The following is a 19,637-nucleotide window of genomic DNA, read 5'->3' on the forward strand; positions in this document are numbered from 1 at the left end:
GCATCCGCTGCGTTAGTTTGAATGATTACATGGAGCCGTGGAATGTGCGGTTAATAACATCCAGCTGCTGTTCGCGGGTCAGTTTGATGAAGTTAACGGCATAACCCGATACACGTACGGTCAGCTGCGGATAGTTCTCCGGATGGTCCATCGCATCAATCAGCTGTTCGCGGTTGAAGACGTTGACGTTCAAATGGTGGGCATGGCTGCCGAAATAGCCGTCCATCATGCTGACCAGGTTCGATGTGCGGGTCTCCTCTTCCTTGCCCAGTGCCTTAGGAACAATCGAGAACGTATTGGAGATGCCATCCAGGCTGTGTTCATACGGCAGTTTGGCAACCGAGCTCAGCGAAGCCAATGCGCCTTTTTTGTCACGGCCGTGCATTGGGTTGGCCCCTGGTGCGAATGGCTCACCCGCTTTGCGTCCATCCGGTGTAGTACCTGTTTTCTTACCATATACCACATTCGATGTAATTGTCAGAACCGACTGGGTAGGAACGGCATTCCGGTACGCTTTATGCTTGCGGATCATGCCCATGAAGCTCTCTACCAGGCCGACGGCAATCTGGTCCACACGGTCATCATTGTTGCCGTAACAAGGGAATTCACCCTCAATTTCAAAATCAACCGCGATACCCTGTTCATTACGAATCGGTTTCACTTTGGCATATTTGATGGCGCTCAGGGAGTCAGCCGCCACCGACAGACCGGCAATACCGCATGCCATCGTACGAAGGATATCCCGGTCATGCAGAGCCATTTCGATCCGTTCGTAGCTGTATTTGTCGTGCATGTAGTGGATAACATTGAGTGTATTCATATACAGCTTCGCCAGCCATTCCATCATCGGCTTGAAGCGTTTCATCACTTCTTCGTAATCCAGTACGTCAGCGGTAATTGCAGGGAATTCAGGACCTACCTGCGCGCCGGATTTTTCATCCACACCGCCGTTAATGGCGTACAGCAGAGCTTTAGCGAGGTTGGCGCGGGCACCGAAGAACTGCATTTGTTTACCGATTCTCATCGCGGATACACAGCACGCAATACCGTAGTCGTCGCCGTAGATCGGACGCATCAGATCATCATTCTCATATTGGATGGCACTGGTTTCAATGGACACTTTGGCGCAGTATTTCTTGAAAGCTTCTGGCAGCTGCTCGGACCACAGTACCGTCAGATTCGGTTCCGGTGCAGGTCCCAGGTTGTACAGGGTATGCAGGAAACGGAAGCTGTTCTTCGTTACACGAGTTTCCCCAGTGACCGACATCCCGCCGATGGATTCTGTTACCCAAGTTGGGTCGCCGCTGAACAGTTCATTATAATCCGGTGTGCGCAGGAATTTGACAATACGAAGCTTCATGACAAAATGGTCGGCCAGCTCCTGAGCTTCCTGCTCGGTTAATGTTCCTTCCTCCAGGTCACGCTCTACATAAATATCAAGGAACGAGGATACACGTCCAAGCGACATCGCAGCACCGTTCTGTTCCTTAATCGCAGCCAGGTAAGCGAAATATACCCATTGGAAAGCTTCCTTGGCATTCTGCGCCGGTCTGGAAATATCAAAGCCGTGCTCAGCAGCCATCTGTTTCAATTCGCCCAATGCCCGGATTTGTTCGGACAGCTCTTCACGCAGGCGGATGACATCCTCGTCGATTACATCCACTTCCAGGCTGTTCAGTTCCTGTTTCTTTTGTTTAACCAAGAAATCAATGCCGTACAGCGCCGCACGGCGGTAGTCACCGATGATGCGGCCGCGGCCGTAAGCATCCGGCAGACCTGTAATGATACCCGCTTTGCGGGCTGCTCTCATTTCACTCGTATAAGCATCAAACACACCTTGGTTATGCGTCTTCCGGATATTGGTGAATATATCGACGATCTGCTGCGGCACCTCAAAGCCATAGGCGTTGCATGCATCGATCATCATCCGGATTCCACCGAACGGCTGCAGGGAACGCTTGAACGGTGCATCCGTCTGTACTCCGACAATCTGCTCCTTCTCCTTGTCCAGGTAGCCCGGTTTGTGGGAAGTAATTGTGGATGGTGTATTTACATCGACATCCAGCACACCACCGTTGTCACGCTCCTGCTTCGTCAGATCCGATACGATCTTCCACAGGTCCAATGTATTCTGAGTCGGCCCTGCCAGGAACTGTTCATTGCCGCGATAAGGAGTTATATTCTGTTCAATAAAATGGTTAACGTTAACTTCCCGTGTCCATTTACCTTTATCAAAACCACGCCATGCAGATTGCTGCTCTTGTACTTGCTTCTCGATCACCGACATCTGTAATCCCTCCTAAAAATAGCTTGGATCTCTTTGTATCAGTTACCTTACATTTTTATTGTAGAACTTTGCGAAAGAAGCCTCTGTGACTTACATCACAATGTTTGTGATTTTTATCACTTGTAGTTTGCCCAACGGATGCAGGAAAGCTGCTTCCCGAAGGAAACAGCCTTCTCAGGTATCCTATTTACTTAAAATCTTCCATAGAAAGCATCACGGTACACTTCGGCCAGCTCAGTAACGAGCGGAAGTTTAGGGTTCGCCGTAGTACATTGGTCTTCGAAAGCACGGTCAGCCAAATAGTCTACACGCGATTCGAAATCTTTAGGATCAAAGCCGAGCTGCTGGAACGATTCCTCGATGCCGAGTGTTTTGTTCAGCTTGCGCACTGCTTCGATCAGGCTGTTAACGCCTTCTTCTGTTGTACGTGCAGGCAGACCCAGAATCCGTGCAATTTCTGCATAACGTTCGTCCGCTACGAAGTGCGAATATTTAGGGAACGAAGCAAATTTCGTAGGTTTTTTGGCATTGTAGCGGATGACGTGCGGCATCAGAATGGCATTGGTACGGCCATGCGCAGTGTGGTATTGACCGCCCCATTTGTGTGCCAGGCTGTGGTTGATGCCGAGGAAGGCATTCGCGAATGCCATACCCGCAATAGTCGATGCGTTATGCATTTTTTCTCTGGCCAGTTTATCGCCTTCCAGCGCCGATTTCTCGAGATATTGGAAGACCAGCTGGATCGCCTTGATGGCAAGACCGTCTGTGTAGTCATTAGCCATTGTCGATACATAGGCTTCGATTGCATGAGTTAATACGTCCATACCCGTGTCAGCAACAGCGGTTTTAGGAAGCGTGTATACGAACTCAGGGTCAATGATCGCCACGTCAGGTGTCAGTTCATAGTCTGCCAGCGGGTATTTGGTATTGCCCAGGTTTTTGTCAGTAATAACAGCGAACGAAGTCACTTCCGAACCTGTACCCGATGTGGTTGGGATCGCTACGAATTGAGCTTTCACACCAAGGCGAGGGTATTTGTAGATCCGTTTGCGTATATCCATAAATTTTTGTTTTAGGTTGTTGAAGTCGGTATCCGGATATTCATAGAACAGCCACATGCCTTTGGCCGCATCCATTGGCGACCCGCCGCCCAGGGCAATGATGCAGTCCGGCTGGAAGCGATTCATCATTTCGGTACCGCGCTCGACCGTTGTTGTCGATGGATCCGGTTCAACTTCCGAGAACACTTCAATGGCAACCGGTGTTTGACGCTGACGAAGGTAGTGGGTTACCCGGTCCACATAGCCCAGTTTTACCATCATCGGGTCTGTCACGATGGCTACACGGCTGATGTCCGGCATTTTAGCCAAGTATTGAGTCGCGCCTTTTTCGAAGTATACTTTGGAAGGTACTTTGAACCATTGCATATTCACGGTACGTTTTGCCACCCTTTTCACGTTAATCAGGTTTACTGCCGATACGTTCGACGAAGTCGAGTTGCGTCCGTACGAGCCGCAGCCCAGGGTCAGCGAAGGAAGGTTGGTGTTATAAATGTCGCCGATCGCGCCATGAGTCGAAGGCGAGTTCACAATAATACGTCCGGTTTGCAGACGGTTGGCGAATTTGCGGACAATTTCATCATCATACGAGTGAATGGCCGAAGAATGCCCCATACCGCCGAATTCAACCACTTGCGCTGCGCGCTCGATGCCCTGGTCGGCATTTTTTACTTTGTAACAAGCCAGCACCGGGCTCAGTTTCTCGGCAGAAAGCGGGAATTTCGGTCCCACCCCTTCCAGCTCGGCTACCAGCACTTTGGTATCAGCCGGAACCGTGAAGCCGCACATTTCAGCAATTTTCACTGCAGACTGGCCAACGATAGCCGGATTGACTGCACATTTTTCCGTATTCATCGCGCCGCTGGTCAGTTTGGCAGCTTCTTCTTTATTTACAAAGTAGCATCCGTTATGAATCATCAGCTTTTTAGCCTGCTCATAAATAGCTTCTTCAATAATGACGGCCTGCTCGGAAGCACAGATCATACCGTTATCGAACGATTTGGACATAATGACGTCCTGAACCGCCTGTTTGAGATCTGCCGTCTTCTCGATGAACGCAGGCACGTTGCCCGGTCCTACTCCCAGTGCAGGTTTACCGCAGCTGTAGGCTGCTTTGACCATGCCGCTGCCGCCGGTGGCCAGAATCAGAGCCACGTCAGGATGGTTCATCAGCGCATTGGTTTTGTCCATGGAAGGAGCTTCGATCCATTGGATACAGTCAGCTGGCGCGCCGTGTTTCACAGCAGCTTCGAGCAGAATTTTGGCTGCTTCCTGGCTGCACTGCTGTGCGGACGGGTGGAAGCCGAAGATGATCGGGTTACGTGTTTTAATAGCGATCAAAGCTTTGAACATGGTAGTGGACGTCGGATTGGTTACAGGTGTAATCCCCATGATAATCCCGACCGGTTCAGCAATTTTCTCAAAGCTGTCAAACTCGTTGGATTCAATAACCCCTACTGTTTTGTCATATTTAATGCTGTGATAAATATATTCTGTAGCAAAGATGTTTTTGGTAATTTTGTCTTCATACACACCACGGCCGGTTTCTTCTACGGCCATTTTGGCAAGAGCCATGTGTTTATCGAGACCTGCCAATGCCATAGCCTGTACGATCTCGTCAATCTGTTCCTGTGTCATACTCATGAATGCCTGATGAGCTTTGTTGGCGCGATCCACCAGTGTTTGAATATATTGCTCTGCGGAAACTTCTTTTGTTGGGGCGACTTCGTTCTTAACAGCCATCTCCCTCATCCTCCTGTCAGGTGTCTTTTTTCTCTTGCTTAACTTTACGAGCACATCGTAACACGACCTAATCCATAAAATTGTGATCTACTTCACAGTTATCTGCATTTTTAAATTTATTTAGTGAAAATAATCACAAAGTTTGAAAATTCGCCACTTTTCCCGCTGTGCCGACCAACTCAAATCAAAAACTCAGGTATATAATGAATTTGAATTACAAAAGTTAGATTAGATTAAAAAGGGGATAGTGTAATGAGAAACCCTGCTGAAACCACACATACCATAGACCATGCCGGCAACACCTCCTGCTTCTCGCCCGTCAGCTTCAAGCTGCTGGCTTCGGTTATGAAGGACCGCATCGTACCGGAAGGTTCCCATCTGTTCTGGGAAGGTGATACCTCGGACAAAATGTTCTTTCTTAAAAAAGGCCGGGTAAAAATTACCAAAACAACGGATGAAGGAAAAGAACTCATTCTCTATATGTATCAGTCCGGAGATATGATCGGGCAGGCCGATCCGTTCTTTGGCACACGCCATACCTTCTCGGCTGAAGTGCTCGAAGATACCGAAGTAGGCGCTGTTGATTACAAGGATATTGAGCTGCTGATCTGTCAGCACTGCGACTTCGCCATTGATTTTATGAAATGGATGGGCGTTCACCACCGATTGACCCAGACGAAATTCCGCGATTTGATGATGTACGGCAAACCCGGGGCCCTCTGCTCCACACTCATCCGCTTGTGCAATACTTACGGGGAGCCGCACGGGAACGACATTCTTATCCGCAAAAAAATTACCCATACGGACCTGTCCAATATGATCGGAGCTACCCGGGAAAGCGTTAACCGGATGCTGAGTGACCTGCGCAAAAAAGAAGCTGTCGAATATGATGGAGGCATGATCGTGGTGAAGGACCTTGAAATGCTGCGCGGCGTCTGCCATTGTGAGCTTTGTCCCAAAGAAATATGCCGGATCTGATTTCATACTTATTCTCTGCCCATTCTGCAAACAACTTCATTATATGCAAAAAGCCGGACGCCTGGGGTGGCCGGCTTTTTGCTTTCTTACTGAACGGCTGTATCCTCCCTTAGGGAAATTTCCCCAGCCTTCCTCTTATCATTCATAAAAAAGTCTTCTATGAAAAGTCTCATTAAAAAGTCTTATGGTGAATAAAAATAATATAAACGGGTAAACAACAAAAGAAGACTTCGCGAGTCTCCTCCTAGTATATTGCTAAATGGATGGCGCCATAGTAATATATAACCACTACTAAAGACTTAATATAAGACTTTAGAATTAGTTATCCGTGGTACTCACTCCAAGTTTAAGGAATGATTCCTATGAACCTTCATGTCGCTAACTGTCCCAGCTGCGGAGCTATCTATCACATCAACCTGCGGAAACTCTGTGTTACATGCAGCTCCGAGCTCGATCATCGTATCCAGCGCTGCAATGATTATCTCTGGAGATACCCTTTGACCACAACCAAAGAACTACAGGATGCGGTAGGAGTTACCGAAGGGGAAATCATTACTTTTATCAAGCAGGGCAAAATTCCTAAAGTATATAAAAATTTAACCTACCCGTGTGAATCCTGTCATGGCCCGATCCGGGACGGCCGCTTATGCCGCAGCTGCAAAGGCTCATTCCAGCAAGTCTCTCAGCAGCTGGAGGCCCAGCTTGCGAGACTGCAGCCGGCAGGCACGTATAAGACCGCCACGAGACGGGGCTGGTGAGTTTCTCCAACATGCTGCGGCCCTCACGTGGATGCCAGCTCAATCTCCACGATGTCCTGAGGCTGCAGCTTCATATCCAGACCGTTAGTGATCAGCTGTTTATTATTCACCTTTAAGATCCACTGTTCATTCACACGCGGGCTGTATCCTTCTACGGACACTACGGCTTTATTATTGTCATTCAGCTTTACCAGTCCGCTGTTCACCAGAATATCTCTTACGGTCAGACTATCATGGAATACATTAATATAAGCACGGCTCAGCCCGGGATTCAGGGTTCCCCCGTTTACCGAGAGTCTGGCCGACTGCGGCTTGTCCTTCGGATTTCTTTGCACGGCTGTAAGCTCGATCTGCAGGTTGTCCTTCTTATCCAGCTTCTGCTTCCACTGCTCTGGGACAACGCTATGCCCATTCAGCTGAATTTTCCATGCCAGTGAAGGATCCAGCGTCGTCCCGGCCACAGCCGATATGTGCATTCCGTCATCCGACAGCCGCATCTGTCCTTCGTTCCTCAATACTTCGGCTATGGTCAGGCCGTCCTTATAATTAATCTTCAACGTCTTCGTCAGCTGTGGCAGCAAGGATCTGCCATCCATCTGGATGGTGATGTCGTCGGACATGCTCTGGCCTACGATGGGTACTGCAGATGCCTCTTGGCTGCTGCAGCCCGCCAACAGCAGAAGGCCTCCCAGCCCCCATGTGTAATATCGTTTATTAAGTTTCATAGGTCACCTCACGTTCAAACGTGTTGTCTCTTTCTCCCTTACCCTATTCTATCATTATGCCATAAACCGACAGATAAAGGAATTTTGCGAGGAACTCCAATAAATCAAAAAAGAACAGGCCGCACAGGTCGGATTACAAATCCTTCACTGTTCAGCCTGTTCTCTTCTGTTTCCCTTCAGCCTCCGCATATTAATCATGCGGCTGGTCTACCCACTGTTCAGCCCAGGATTGTACCTGGTCCATAACCGGACGAAGTGCACGGCCTTTGTCGGTCAGTTCATATTCAATGCGTACTGGCGTCTCCGGATAAACATGGCGCACGAGAATGCCTTCGCTTTCCAGATCCTTCATACGCTCCGACAGCATCTTATCACTCATGGTTGGAATCAGGTTGGAGATATCTTTAAACCGCTTGGGACCACTCATCAAAGAATTAATAATCAGTCCGTTCCAGCGTTTACCCAAAAATGAGAATGCGCTCTCAAAGCGAGGACACATCCGGATGTCTTGACCCTCCATCATATTCACCTCTTTAGCTGGTCACTCTATTTGTAAACTTACAATTTGTTAGTATATTTAATTTTACCATATTTTATGCGGGTTGAAAACCACTAATTTCATGTAATCTTTGGATTTTGCTATTCAATTATGGCTTCACTTCGGCACTTCTCCACAGTAGTACAAACATTATAAATAATATACCCTCTCTTTTGCAATTCAACACGCCTAACCCGCTTTACCACCTGTGATAACAGAAAACGGGGCCCTTGGGCCCCGCCTTGCTTGCTTCATAATAAGAATTACTGTAAACAGGTTTACACCAACACGCCACCAAATGGTCTGACAGGTTCACTTTTGCCGAACTGCTGCTTGGCATTCCGGGCAGGATGTGCCCACTTGATTGCATTCCGAATGACTTTTAACACCTCTGGCTGATAATAGGTCGGGTAGGTCTCATGACCCGGGCGGAAGTAAAAGATTTTGCCGGCGCCTCTGGTGAATGTGCAACCGCTCCGGAAGACCTCCCCGCCCTGGAAGTTACTGATGAAGACCAGCTCATCCGGTGCCGGGATGTCGAAGAACTCTCCGTACATCTCTTCGTGCTCCAGAATGATTCGGCTGTCCACGCCGTCGCAAATCGGGTGCGTCGGATTGACGGTCCAGATGATTTCCTGCTCGCCGGCCACTCGCCATTTAAGGTCACAGCTTGTGCCCATCAGACGCTTGAACGGTTTGCTGAAATGTCCGGAGTGCAGGACAATAAAGCCCATGCCGCCGCGCACACGTTCAGCAACCTTGGCTGCGATCTCATCGCTTACCCGGTCGTGAGCCATGTGGCCCCACCACAGCAGCACATCCGTGCTGTCCAGTACTTCATCCGTAAGACCATGTTCCGGCTGGTCCAGAGTGGCCGTGCGGATCGCAAAGCCTTCGCCGTTCAGACCATCAGCAAGTGCCTTGTGCAGCCCTTCCGGATATACACTTTTTACTTCGTCATGGATTTTCTCGTGAACAAATTCATTCCAGATGGTGACGTTAATCATGTTGATTTCCCCCTAAATTAAAGCCCTAAATTAAACCCACCACATATCTCCCAGCGGTTCTTCAATCAGGACCTGTTGAAGATTTTGGACGGCTTTTGTAAAGCCTTCCTCGACAGACATCAGTCCGTCTTCATGCTCTATACTAACGGCATAGTCATAGCCTACAAGTCGTAATGCGCTGATAATATCGGCCCAGGTTTTAATATCATGCCCGTAACCGACTGTACGGAACTGCCAGGCACGATCCATCATTTGGCTATATTCCTGCATATCGGTTACACCATGGCGGTTCACATTAACCGGGTCAATCGTCGTATCCTTCGCATGGAAGTGATGAATCGCGTTCTCCCGTCCCAGAATCTGAACTGCCTGAACAGGATCAATTCCCTGCCACCACATGTGGCTTGGGTCGAGGTTCGCTCCGATTACTTCCCCGGCTGCTTCACGCAGACGGAGCAGCGTAGCAGGCGTGTGCACAGAGAAACCTCCGTGAAGCTCCAGACCAATCTTCACTTGACGGTCTGCGGCGAACTGTCCCCATTCCTTCCAATACGGGATCACCTTGTTCTCCCACTGCCATTTCAGAACCTCCTGAAAATCATTCGGCCATGGCGCTACCGGCCAGTTCGGATACTTGGCATCCTCGTGATCACCAGGCAGACCGGAGAACGTATTAACGACCGGTACTTCCAGCTTCTCGGCGAGCTGAACCGTCTTGACAAAAGCATCATGAAATCCTTGAGCAATCTGCTTCTGTGGATGAAGCGCGTTGCCGTGGCAGCTCAATGCACTGATGATCAGGCCGCGGGACTCCACTGCGTGCTTGAATTCCTTGAGTGCCGTCTCGTTCTCCAACAGCAGGTCCGGATTACAATGCGCGTTACCCGGATACCCTCCTGTACCGATCTCTACGGCTTTCAGGCCGCGGGAAGCAACAAAGTCAAGCGCCTCTTCCAGTTTACGTCCTCCGAACAGTACCAAAAATACTCCAAGTTTCATGGCTAGCCCTCCTCGTGCGAATTTAAATTCGTATAATCTGCGATCATTAAAGTCTCTGATGAATTAATCGAAGTACACAGCCTTACCTGTCTTGGCTGATTCGTAGATCGCTTCAAGAATTTCAGTAACCACCAGAGCCTGTTCCGGCTTAACCAGCGGCTCCTTATCTTCCAGCACCGCTTCGATCCACATTCTGGCTTCACGATCTGCTTCGTTCTCGGCTCCGCCGTTATAGAAAGCTACGCCGCCTGCACCAAGGTTTACGTTCGTATCATAGAGACGGCTGTTCTTCTCCCCGTTCAGACGCAGCCCGTTCGTCATATCAGCTCCGCCCTCAGTACCTGCGAGAAGAGTCTTCGCTTCACCGAATTCAACCACGTTCAGGGCCCAGCTGGATTCCAGCACGATTGTTGCGCCGTTCTCCATGGTGATGAAGCCGAAAGCCGAATCTTCAACCTTGAATTGCTCTGGATCCCAAGGACCAAATGCATTGGCTGCGTTCTCACGCTGGCCGAGCTTGTGGAACGTCGAGCCCATGACACTCTTCGGCTTGTAGTTATCCATCAGCCACAGCGTCAGGTCAAGTGCATGCGTGCCGATGTCGATCAGCGGTCCGCCTCCCTGTTTCTCTTCGTCCAGGAATACGCCCCAGGTTGGGACGGCACGGCGGCGAAGCGCAATGGCCTTGCCGTAATAGATGTCACCAAGCTCGCCTTCTTCAATAAGCTGCTTCAGGTACAGGCTGTCATCGCGGAAGCGGTTCTGGTAAGCGATTGATAGCTTTTTGCCTGTACGTTTGGCTGCATCCAGCATTTCGCGGGCTTGAGCCGCTGTCTTCGCCATAGGCTTCTCACACTGTACATGCTTCCCGGATTCCAGGGCCGCAACCGTAATTTCAGCGTGGGAATCGTTAGGTGTGCAGACATGGATCACATCAATGCTGCTGTCCTTCAGCAGTTCACGGTAATCGTCATAGACTTTTGTGCCTTCTGCACCAAACTGGGCAGCCGCTTCTTCTGCACGCTCCTTCACGATGTCACAGAAGGCAACCATTTCTGCCTTATCCTGTTTGGCCAAACTTGGCATGTGCTTTCCGTTAGCGATGCCGCCGCATCCGATAATCGCAATCCGCAATTTTTTAGACATGTAATTGTCCTCCCTGGGTAATGTAATTTTTGATCCATTGCATACTGGTTTCGATACTTTGAAGAGGAGGGTTCTGACAGAAATCCTGTTCAACCACAATCCACTGTACTTGTTCTTCAATCGCTGCATCAGCGATCGGTTTCAGATCCACTTCACCCTGTCCCAGCTCTACGGTCTGTACGCCTTCACCTTCACGGCGTGCATCCTTCAGATGAATGACTGGCAGCCGGCCGGCGTACTTGTGAATGTATTCCACCGGATCATATCCGCCGAAATGAACCCAGCAGGTATCCAGTTCAACCTTCAGCAGGGAAGCAGGTACCGTCTCATACATTGCGTCAAATACCGTCTGCTCTCCATAAGAAGCTGTGAATTCAAAGTCATGGTTGTGATAAGCGAGCGTCATGCCTTGTGCCTGACACTGATCACCCAGCTCTTTCAGAGAAGAAAATACTTCTTCCCAATTGCGCTGCTCCTCGGACAAAAACGGAACAATCAGTAATGCATTGCCGATCGCCTTGTGATAGGCAATTTCCTCATCGAGGTGTTCAAGCAGTCGGGTATATTGTACATGTGCGCCAAGTGCGACCAGTCCCAGCTCATCCAGCAGCGATTTCACCTGTTCAGCTGTCCTGCCGAAGAAGTTATGAAATTCGACTCCCTGATAACCCAGCTCCGCCACCTGGCGAAGGGTTCCTTCAAAATCCTGTTCCAGCTGATCACGTAGTGTATAGAGTTGCAGTCCTACTTTTGCCATCTTTCACTCACCTCGACATCTTATTGTTCTTGCTTGGGCTGGGGCAGCAGTTTCGTATCCAGCCTGAAATCCTCGTCTTGGGTATAGGTACTCTCCAGCTGGATGTGCTTGCCATCCAGGGAGGATTTCTCAAATGCACGCATGGCCTCCAGCACATGGTAGCCAAGCTCGCCGCTGGCCTGATGCTTGCGTCCGGCACGGATTGCATTTACCATCTCGTTGGCGCCAAGCCCTCTCTCATTCACGCTGCATTCAAAGACGGGTTCAATAGTAACCCATTCTTCTTCCCCGAATCGGCGCAGCTTCACCTCGCCGCTGAAATCATTCGGATCCGGTACACTGAGGGTCCCTTCTGTACCATAGATCTCCATTCTCGGCAGATCCGAGGTACCGCGGATATCAAAGCTGGTGATCATGCTTGCGATTGCACCATTGCTGAAATCCAGTGTTCCTGCCAGATGGGTCGGTGTCTGTACCCGGAGCGGTGTACCGCCCTTCGGCCCGGTATGAATTTTGCGGTCCGGAATCTGAATTCCCGCGGAAGCGCTTACTCTTCGGATGGGTCCTAATAATGTAACCAGTGCAGTCAGGTAGTACGGTCCCATATCGAACATCGGGCCGCCGCCGGACGCATAGAAAAACTCCGGATCATGGTGCCACCACTCAGGACCCCGGCCCATGAAGAAGGCGGTAGCAGCGATAGGCTTGCCGATTAATCCGTCCAGAATGGCGCGTCGTGCAGTCTGAATACCTGCTCCCAGGAACGTATCCGGGGCACATCCGGCATATAACCCTTTCTTCTCTGCAAGCTCCAGCACACGGCGTCCGTCTTCCAGGGATACCGAGAACGGCTTCTCGCCGTATACATGCTTGCCGGCCTCCAGTGCAGCCGTATTCATCATGGCATGACTGCCGGGCACGGTCAGGTTAATGATCAGTTCAATATCTTCCCGCTGAAGCATTTCATCTACGGTGTATACGTTTTCAATACCAAATTCTTCGGCCCTTGCCTGAGCACGCTCTGCGAGCATATCTGCTAATGCCACCACTTCGATAACCGGACTCTTCCGCAGATTGTTCAGGTAGACGGCGCTGATGTTGCCGCATCCGATGATGCCGGCTTTCATTTTCTGCACGTCTGTTTCACTCCTTAAAATATATTCACTGCTGCCATGTATGCATGATGCCTGGTTTAAGAAGTTGCCTCTTACTGATATTCATGGTATTACAATTCTATTTCGATTAAAATGAAGTATATGATTAAAACATGAACAATCTGGTCATTATTTTGCAATCGTTTTAAAAGGAGACAGACATATGCTTTCAGATGAATCTTGCCAGGTACTAACGGCGGGTTTTTCCTTCCACCGCAAACCGTTCTATTCCAACCAGCCGGAAGGGCTCAAGAACTATCTGCTCCGACTTCAGATGGATGGCCGCTGTAAGGCGCGTGTAGGCAAGGAGATGGTACAGGTTGAGGCCGGAGACCTGCTTATTTTTGATCCCTATGAACATTATGAGCTCAAAATCGACAATGAGCTGAACCCTCTCGGCGAGCTGCTGATCGAAAGCGGAGATTATCATATCTTTTTCGGGGGCCCTTGGGCGGACGAATGGTGGAAGCGGCGCAAACGGCCAACCAAGGTCAAAATGCAGATGACCGAGGGCTTCCTGGGCCTTTTCCGTCAAATTGTCATGGAGCAGCGGCGTATTTCCAATCCCTATCCTGAAATATCCGAATATTATATGAAAATACTCTGCCTTGAAGTGGACCGCATGCTGTCTGAACATCCCACCACTACCAACCAGAGTTATCTTGCCTACCGGATGAAAAATTATATTGAGGAGAATGCCTCCTCCATCTTCAAGCTGGAAGACGTGGCTTCTCATGTGGATATCAGCGTATCCCGGTCGGTTCATTTGTTCAAAGAGGCTTTCGGCACCAGCATCATGCAGTATACTCTGGATGTTCGACTGAACATGGCGCGTGAGCGGATCATCTTCAGCCCCATGTCTCTGGAACAGGTGGCCGAATCGTCCGGCTTTGCCAACTATACCTATTTTCACCGGGTGTTCCGATCCCGCTTCGGCATGGCGCCTAAGGAATTCAGGGCCATTCATCGGGAGCAGCTGTAGCGGACTACAGACTACATAAACTACAAAAAACCGCAGGCGTCCGGATGGATTCCCTGCGGTTTTATTTTATTTGTTAGATTTCGGCCGTCTGGCGATCGCATCCGATACAACCATAGCCAGATCCACATTTCCGTATAGGGACAATACACCCAGCACGGTATCATCCGGAATCGGTCCTGCTTCCTCTCTGCTGACGGTAAGTTTAAGTGAGCGCTTCAGTCGTTCGTTGCCCTCCTGCTCCGGGTAGGCCTCACGGTACAGCTCCTCCGGGTCCAGACTGTTGTTGATGCACCATTGAGCGAACACCAGGATCATCATGTCCTCATCCTGGCGGTAGCTTTCCACCACCTGTTCCTCCATCCTCTTCTTCCGCTCTTTATCACTGTATTCATAGTCATATTCCATAACATCTAGACTCCTCTTCTTCAATGAAATCTTAATACTCCTGTATTGCAAGTCCAATCCGCCGCAGCGGCTTACAGCGTCTTAAGCAGCCGCTCTGCAAGCAGATGACTCTCGGTGACAAGATCACTCCGGACCAGACACTGCTCGGGATCATCAAGCGCAGCCAGAAAATGATCGACAATTCCCGTAAACCCTCTGCGCTTCAAGAGACTGTCCCAGCTGCCGAACTCCTGTCGACGAGGCTGTTCCCCTGCAGCATAGAACACAGCTTGTTCCAAGTTCGTTACCTCCGCCGATCTTCCGCTGCCGTGAAGCTCCAGTCGCTCCCAGTCGCTGCCTGCACTTCGCACCATATCATAGCTGCCGAAGCCCTGACCAAGACGGATCGTACCAAAGGCTTGCCGCAGCCGGCCTTGTTCATTCTCCTTGAGTACATGATGAATGAGCTCGTAGTCGTTGTCCCCCAGCCACAGGAGGGTATCAATCATATGAATCAGGTCGTCATACACCGTCTCCCGGCTCGGACGCTGCTGTATTGAGGTGCGGTGCTTGACGGCCGTGCAGCGCTCGAAGCCCCCTGCCTCGGTCATCCATTCCTTCGCTCGGATATACTGCGGGGCGAAACGGCGGTTGAAGCCGACGGCCAGCAGTACGCCCAGCGACTCTGCGAAGGCAGCCATCTCTTCCGCCTGCCGCAGCTGATAAGACAGCGGCTTATCCACATAAACCGGCAGTCCCCGTTCGAGACAGGCCATGACAATATCATAATGAGATTCTGTCGCCGTATGAATGAAGACCGCGTCCAGATCCCAGCATAACATTTCTTTCAAGTCCGTTGTCCCCTTCGGGAGACGGTAACGGGCTATGACTTCCTCTACCGGCTGCCTGGAACGATTCATAACGCCTGCAATCTCTACTTCCGGATGAGCCGTTAACAGCGGCAGATACACTTTATGCGAAATATCACCCAGGCCGGCGATGGCCACCCGGGTACGTTTATTCTGATTCAAGCCCCATTCCACCTTCTCTGTTTGCTGACTCTAGTGTACCTGCATCACGTCCGGCACGCAAAAGGCGCATGAAAAAACCGCCTGCGGAATGTCCGCAAACGGCTGGTCATGATACTTTTTCTTACGACATATGAACCGCGTCCGGCTTGGACTGCTGCTTTTTCTTCTTCACCCAAAGACCCATCAGAACAACAGCTGCCACTACAATAACCTCGAAACCGTACTTTGCCACCGGGCTGGCAAACCATTCCTTAATAAGCGGTTCGGCTACGATCATCTTCGCAGCGGTCCAGGCCAATACAGCAGCACCAATGGCTATGACAAGCGGGAATCGTTCAGTCAGCCTCAGAATCACGGTGCTTCCCCATACCATAATCGGAACCGATATGGCGAGGCCGATAATAACCAGCAGGAAATCGCCATGCGCTGCACCTGCAACAGCCAGCACATTATCGAGACCCATCATGGCATCCGCAATAATAATCGTCCGAATAGCGGCCCACATCTGGTTGCCTGCCGATATTTCGTGCTTTTTCTCATCAATAAGCAGTTTATAGGCAATCCAGATCAAGGCAGCACCGCCGATCAACCGCAGCCCGTACAGCTGCAGCAGGTAGGTCACAAGCAGAGTGGCTATAATCCGAATAACGATAGCACCTACGGTCCCCCACATAATGACTTTCTTCTGGTCTTCTTTACGTACATTCCTTGCTGCCAGACCGATGACGATGGCGTTATCTCCTGCCAGAACCAGGTCAATGACGACGATAGATAACAGCGCGGCCCAGAACTCAATACCGAATAGATCCATTCTTCTCACCCTTTTCTTCTTATTGGTATACTGAATAGAGTTCTCCGCAATAAAAAAAGCGCCGTCTCCGTAAACCGGATAACGGCACTTTTGTGATATACTCATCAAAAAAGACCTTTACCGTCAGTTCACGAAAAAACTACGGCAAAGGTCTCGCTACAACGAATGTTGCCAATAAAGCCGGGGATACAATCCCGTAATGACGACTTTACTGCTACAGCTACTCCCCTTTGGGAACTATTCTATTACTGGCAGTATAGCACACTTTTGAGGGAGAGTGAATAGTGAATGTCCACTTTAGTGGATTTCACTCAAATCTGATGGCAGTAACAGGCGGCCGGCAGGACAGGATGTGTCATACTGATGAGAAAATGGCTGATACCCGCCGGTTATGTTTCGGTGCTTGGCCTTGCGTTTATCTACAGATATGAATTGCTTGACTGGGCGCGTGCTCCGCACCCCTGGCCGGTGCTGGTGCTGATTGCAGCCTGCCTCGCCCTGTTCCCGATTATCCCGTACAAACTGGTGATTGCACTCATTGGATATGCATACGGGGCATGGTGGGGAGCAGTCATTTGCTGGATTGGCTCAACGGCTGCTGCTGTGCTGATCTACGGGGCCGTCAGACTGGCTTTTCAGGAGCAGGGAAGACGTTATCTGGACCGCATCCCGGGTCTGGGACGATTAACAGACTTTATGGAAAAACATCCCTTCGGCGCCATTCTGATCGCCCGTCTTCTGCCCATTGTGCCGCAGCCTGCAGTCAATGTATACGCGGGTGTTGCCTTATTTCCTTTCTGGAGCTACACCCTGGCTTCGGGAATCGGCAAGCTGCCGGGCATTGCGCTGTATGCTTTTCTGGGCGGAACCTTGTTGGATCATCCTGTTCAGGCTGTCATCCTGTTCGCTGCCTATCTGGGGCTTGCGGGGGGAAGCCTCTGGGGATACCGCCTCTGGCTGGCCAAGAAGCAGACCTCTTCTAAGCCTTCCTCTTGACCCGATCGAGCTGCTGGCTTGGTGTTCGAGCCCAATTGCTTTATAATAGATTGTGCAAAACTTTTAATTCAACCAATACCGAAATGGAGTGATCCTATGAGCAGCATCCATAATCCGAACGTATCCGAAAAAGCGACTTTTGCCGGGGGATGCTTCTGGTGCATGGTCTCCCCTTTTGAAGAACTGCCGGGTATTTTGAAGGTCAGATCCGGTTATACAGGCGGCCACAAGGAGAACCCAACCTACGAGGAAGTGTGCTCCGAGACGACAGGCCATTATGAAGCAGTCCAGATCACCTATGATCCGGCCCTCTTCCCTTATGAGAAGCTGTTGGAGCTGTTCTGGCAGCAGATTGATCCAACCGATGCCGGCGGCCAGTTCCATGACCGTGGATCTTCGTATCAGACAGCGATTTTCTACCATACTGATGAACAGCGCGTAAAGGCTGAGGCGTCCAAGCAGGCCCTGGCTCAGAGCGGACGCTTTGACAAACCGATTGTCACGCCGATTTTGCCTGCAGCGCCTTTCTATGAGGCGGAAGAATATCATCAGGATTATCACAAAAAAAATCCGGCACACTACAAGCGTTACCGCAAAGGGTCGGGACGAGAGGATTTTATCCACAGCCACTGGTCGGGTAAAAAAGACCTTGCCGCGCTGAGAGAACGCCTGACACCGCTTCAGTATGAAGTCACGCAGAATAACGCAACCGAGCCTGCCTTCCGCAACGAGTTCTGGGACCATCACGGTGAAGGCATCTATGTCGATATCGTATCCGGTGAGCCTCTGTTCAGCTCCCGTGACAAATACGATGCCGGCTGCGGCTGGCCGAGCTTCACGCGTCCGCTGCGCAGCTACAGTGTAAAGGAGAAAACCGACCTCAGTCACTTTATGATCCGTACGGAAGTACGAAGCAACGAATCCGACTCCCATCTGGGACACGTATTTGATGACGGTCCGGGTCCAGACGGTCTGCGGTACTGCATCAACTCTGCAGCCCTTCGGTTTGTGCCGAAGGAAGAGCTGGAGCAAGAAGGCTACGGTGAATATGCTTACCTGTTCGAGGATGAGCAGACTACGCTGTAAAATAATCATGAACAAAATAAAATCTAGGCTGCCGGTGAACTTCCCGGCAGCCTATTTGGTATACCTCATTTTTGTCTGAGCCTTACTGTTGCTTTTCTTCCGCGGCATCTTTCTCAAATACTTGCTGCACATACTGCTGCAGACTCTTCTTGTTTACTCCCAGCACCTGAGCTCCCCCCACGACTTCGTTCTTAAGCAGGGAATAAGGCGGCAGCTGCTGGCGGTCCATCCCTTTCACATCCAGGTCCATGCCAAGAGATGCCAGCTTCAGCATTTGGGTCGGACTGAGATCGGTCTGGATATAAGGTGCAATCGCATTCAGGATGCCCGGAATCTTGAAGATGGTTGAAGTAGATTGCATTTTATTAGCGACCTGTGTAAGAAAATTACGCTGGCGTTCGGTTCGGGAAAAGTCCGAGGTGGCGTCATGTCGGAACCTGACATACTGCAATGCGGTCTTTCCGTCCATATGCTGAAGCCCACTTTTGAGATCAATATCATACATATGCTTATCCGCAGAATCGGTATAGTACATATCCTTCTCTACTTCAATATCAACTCCGCCAAGCGCATCCACCAGCGAGATGAATCCGTTGAAGTCCGTGTATATGTAGTTATGAATCGTAATGCCCAACAGTTTGCTGACAGTCTGACGGGTCAGCTCCGTACCGCCGTAAGCAAAGGCGGCATTCAATCTTCCGCGGCCATGGCCGGGAATATCGACATAGGTATCCCTCAGCACGGAGAACAGGTGAACCTTCTTCGAGGACGGATCGATCGACAAAACCATAACAGAGTCCGACCGTCCCGCGTCATCGCCCCTCGAATCACCGCCGAGAATGAGGACATTCACTCGCTCCTTGCCCTCCCACTTGGGAATGGTGACATTCTCTTCTGCAGAAGAGGAGCTGTCTGCTGCAGAAGAACGGTCTGCTGCTGTAGATGCTGCAGTCGTAGAGATAGCGTTAGAGAATTTAATAATGGAATAAGCATAGATGGAAATCACAGCCAGAATCCCTATGCTGAATGTGAGAAGCGTCAGCTTCAGCCACTTTTTTTTCACGTTTGCCCACAACCTTTCCTTCATGATCACTTTCCCTCAAGCATTTTAACAAATAGATTCATAAATTTCACCTTTGATTTCGTTTAGAATGAACTTTTCTTTTAAATTTGACATAACGATAGTTTTTGTCTAAT

General features: G+C 50.2%; 18 protein-coding genes. 5 read left to right on the forward strand and 13 right to left on the reverse strand.

Annotated features, from left to right (window positions below; all coding sequences use genetic code 11):
* Positions 1–25 precede the first annotated feature (25 nt).
* On the reverse strand, positions 26–2,287 hold the full coding sequence (pflB, locus tag Q5741_RS02055; protein WP_305022374.1) for a formate C-acetyltransferase: 2,262 nt from the start codon (positions 2,285–2,287) through the stop codon (positions 26–28).
* Between the two features lie 191 nt (positions 2,288–2,478).
* Complete coding sequence (gene adhE, locus Q5741_RS02060) at positions 2,479–5,088, reverse strand: bifunctional acetaldehyde-CoA/alcohol dehydrogenase (protein ID WP_305022375.1); 2,610 nt, start codon at positions 5,086–5,088, stop codon at positions 2,479–2,481.
* Positions 5,089–5,340: 252 nt separating this feature from the next.
* Between adhE and Q5741_RS02065 the strand changes: the two genes are divergently transcribed.
* Both Q5741_RS02065 and Q5741_RS02070 read left to right on the forward strand, forming a co-directional pair.
* Positions 5,341–6,066, forward strand: a complete 726-nt coding sequence (locus Q5741_RS02065; RefSeq protein WP_305022376.1) for a Crp/Fnr family transcriptional regulator — start codon at positions 5,341–5,343, stop codon at positions 6,064–6,066.
* Between the two features lie 497 nt (positions 6,067–6,563).
* Positions 6,564–6,824: a hypothetical protein gene (locus Q5741_RS02070; RefSeq protein WP_305022377.1), complete on the forward strand. Its 261-nt coding sequence runs from the start codon at positions 6,564–6,566 to the stop codon at positions 6,822–6,824.
* Between the two features lie 23 nt (positions 6,825–6,847).
* Here Q5741_RS02070 and Q5741_RS02075 read toward each other — a convergent pair whose 3' ends face one another.
* The 7 genes from Q5741_RS02075 to Q5741_RS02105 all read right to left on the reverse strand — a co-directional run bounded on the left by Q5741_RS02075 (position 6,848) and on the right by Q5741_RS02105 (position 13,132).
* Complete coding sequence (locus tag Q5741_RS02075) at positions 6,848–7,549, reverse strand: hypothetical protein (RefSeq protein WP_305022378.1); 702 nt, start codon at positions 7,547–7,549, stop codon at positions 6,848–6,850.
* A gap of 190 nt (positions 7,550–7,739) precedes the next feature.
* Positions 7,740–8,069: a winged helix-turn-helix transcriptional regulator gene (locus Q5741_RS02080; protein WP_305022379.1), complete on the reverse strand. Its 330-nt coding sequence runs from the start codon at positions 8,067–8,069 to the stop codon at positions 7,740–7,742.
* Between the two features lie 296 nt (positions 8,070–8,365).
* Positions 8,366–9,094 carry a ThuA domain-containing protein gene (locus Q5741_RS02085; protein ID WP_305022380.1) on the reverse strand — a complete coding sequence of 243 codons (729 nt, stop codon included), beginning with the start codon at positions 9,092–9,094 and terminating at the stop codon, positions 8,366–8,368.
* Between the two features lie 30 nt (positions 9,095–9,124).
* Positions 9,125–10,093: a sugar phosphate isomerase/epimerase family protein gene (locus Q5741_RS02090; RefSeq protein ID WP_305022381.1), complete on the reverse strand. Its 969-nt coding sequence runs from the start codon at positions 10,091–10,093 to the stop codon at positions 9,125–9,127.
* 63 nt (positions 10,094–10,156) lie between these two features.
* Positions 10,157–11,239: a Gfo/Idh/MocA family protein gene (locus Q5741_RS02095; RefSeq protein WP_305022382.1), complete on the reverse strand. Its 1,083-nt coding sequence runs from the start codon at positions 11,237–11,239 to the stop codon at positions 10,157–10,159.
* Positions 11,232–11,996 carry a sugar phosphate isomerase/epimerase family protein gene (locus Q5741_RS02100; RefSeq protein WP_305022383.1) on the reverse strand — a complete coding sequence of 255 codons (765 nt, stop codon included), beginning with the start codon at positions 11,994–11,996 and terminating at the stop codon, positions 11,232–11,234. The genes Q5741_RS02095 and Q5741_RS02100 overlap by 8 nt, the downstream gene beginning before the upstream one ends.
* Before the next feature lie 20 nt (positions 11,997–12,016).
* The gene (locus Q5741_RS02105; RefSeq protein ID WP_305022384.1) at positions 12,017–13,132 is read right to left on the reverse strand and encodes a Gfo/Idh/MocA family protein; all 1,116 of its coding nucleotides are present in this window, start codon (positions 13,130–13,132) and stop codon (positions 12,017–12,019) included.
* Positions 13,133–13,313: 181 nt separating this feature from the next.
* On the opposite strand from Q5741_RS02105, the gene Q5741_RS02110 reads away from it, so the two are divergent.
* Entirely contained in the window at positions 13,314–14,132 is an 819-nt protein-coding gene (locus tag Q5741_RS02110) for a helix-turn-helix domain-containing protein (protein WP_305022385.1), read from the forward strand.
* A gap of 66 nt (positions 14,133–14,198) precedes the next feature.
* Here Q5741_RS02110 and Q5741_RS02115 read toward each other — a convergent pair whose 3' ends face one another.
* From Q5741_RS02115 to Q5741_RS02125, 3 genes are all read right to left on the reverse strand, one after another.
* Positions 14,199–14,537, reverse strand: coding sequence for a hypothetical protein (locus Q5741_RS02115; protein ID WP_305022386.1), 339 nt, complete (start codon positions 14,535–14,537; stop codon positions 14,199–14,201).
* A gap of 71 nt (positions 14,538–14,608) precedes the next feature.
* The gene (locus Q5741_RS02120) at positions 14,609–15,547 is read right to left on the reverse strand and encodes a Gfo/Idh/MocA family protein (protein WP_305022387.1); all 939 of its coding nucleotides are present in this window, start codon (positions 15,545–15,547) and stop codon (positions 14,609–14,611) included.
* A 121-nt stretch (positions 15,548–15,668) separates the two neighbouring features.
* Entirely contained in the window at positions 15,669–16,358 is a 690-nt protein-coding gene (locus Q5741_RS02125; protein ID WP_305022720.1) for a TerC family protein, read from the reverse strand.
* A gap of 363 nt (positions 16,359–16,721) precedes the next feature.
* Here Q5741_RS02125 and Q5741_RS02130 point away from each other — a divergent pair, with 363 nt between their 5' ends.
* Positions 16,722–17,354, forward strand: a complete 633-nt coding sequence (locus Q5741_RS02130) for a TVP38/TMEM64 family protein (RefSeq protein ID WP_305022388.1) — start codon at positions 16,722–16,724, stop codon at positions 17,352–17,354.
* A gap of 96 nt (positions 17,355–17,450) precedes the next feature.
* A complete protein-coding gene (gene msrA / locus Q5741_RS02135) occupies positions 17,451–18,440 on the forward strand; it encodes a peptide-methionine (S)-S-oxide reductase MsrA (RefSeq protein WP_305022389.1) in 990 nt (329 codons plus the stop codon).
* Between the two features lie 82 nt (positions 18,441–18,522).
* Here msrA and Q5741_RS02140 read toward each other — a convergent pair whose 3' ends face one another.
* Complete coding sequence (locus Q5741_RS02140) at positions 18,523–19,503, reverse strand: LCP family protein (RefSeq protein ID WP_305022390.1); 981 nt, start codon at positions 19,501–19,503, stop codon at positions 18,523–18,525.
* Between the last annotated feature and the right edge of the window lie 134 nt (positions 19,504–19,637).

The sequence above is a fragment of the Paenibacillus lacisoli genome, assembly GCF_030580655.1.
Taxonomy (GTDB): domain Bacteria; phylum Bacillota; class Bacilli; order Paenibacillales; family Paenibacillaceae; genus Paenibacillus; species Paenibacillus lacisoli.

Excerpts from the sequence above, each read along its gene's own strand:
- Q5741_RS02075 (WP_305022378.1), bottom strand. The coding sequence starts at position 7,549 with ATGAAACTTAATAAACGATATTACACATGGGGGCTGGGAGGCCTTCTG.
- msrA (WP_305022389.1), top strand. The coding sequence starts at position 17,451 with ATGAGCAGCATCCATAATCCGAACGTATCCGAAAAAGCGACTTTTGCC.
- Q5741_RS02090 (WP_305022381.1), bottom strand. The coding sequence starts at position 10,093 with ATGAAACTTGGAGTATTTTTGGTACTGTTCGGAGGACGTAAACTGGAA.
- Q5741_RS02110 (WP_305022385.1), top strand. The coding sequence starts at position 13,314 with ATGCTTTCAGATGAATCTTGCCAGGTACTAACGGCGGGTTTTTCCTTC.
- Q5741_RS02080 (WP_305022379.1), bottom strand. The coding sequence starts at position 8,069 with ATGGAGGGTCAAGACATCCGGATGTGTCCTCGCTTTGAGAGCGCATTC.
- pflB (WP_305022374.1), bottom strand. The coding sequence starts at position 2,287 with ATGTCGGTGATCGAGAAGCAAGTACAAGAGCAGCAATCTGCATGGCGT.
- Q5741_RS02065 (WP_305022376.1), top strand. The coding sequence starts at position 5,341 with ATGAGAAACCCTGCTGAAACCACACATACCATAGACCATGCCGGCAAC.
- Q5741_RS02085 (WP_305022380.1), bottom strand. The coding sequence starts at position 9,094 with ATGATTAACGTCACCATCTGGAATGAATTTGTTCACGAGAAAATCCAT.
- Q5741_RS02095 (WP_305022382.1), bottom strand. The coding sequence starts at position 11,239 with ATGTCTAAAAAATTGCGGATTGCGATTATCGGATGCGGCGGCATCGCT.
- Q5741_RS02130 (WP_305022388.1), top strand. The coding sequence starts at position 16,722 with ATGAGAAAATGGCTGATACCCGCCGGTTATGTTTCGGTGCTTGGCCTT.
- Q5741_RS02115 (WP_305022386.1), bottom strand. The coding sequence starts at position 14,537 with ATGGAATATGACTATGAATACAGTGATAAAGAGCGGAAGAAGAGGATG.
- Q5741_RS02100 (WP_305022383.1), bottom strand. The coding sequence starts at position 11,996 with ATGGCAAAAGTAGGACTGCAACTCTATACACTACGTGATCAGCTGGAA.
- adhE (WP_305022375.1), bottom strand. The coding sequence starts at position 5,088 with ATGGCTGTTAAGAACGAAGTCGCCCCAACAAAAGAAGTTTCCGCAGAG.
- Q5741_RS02125 (WP_305022720.1), bottom strand. The coding sequence starts at position 16,358 with ATGGATCTATTCGGTATTGAGTTCTGGGCCGCGCTGTTATCTATCGTC.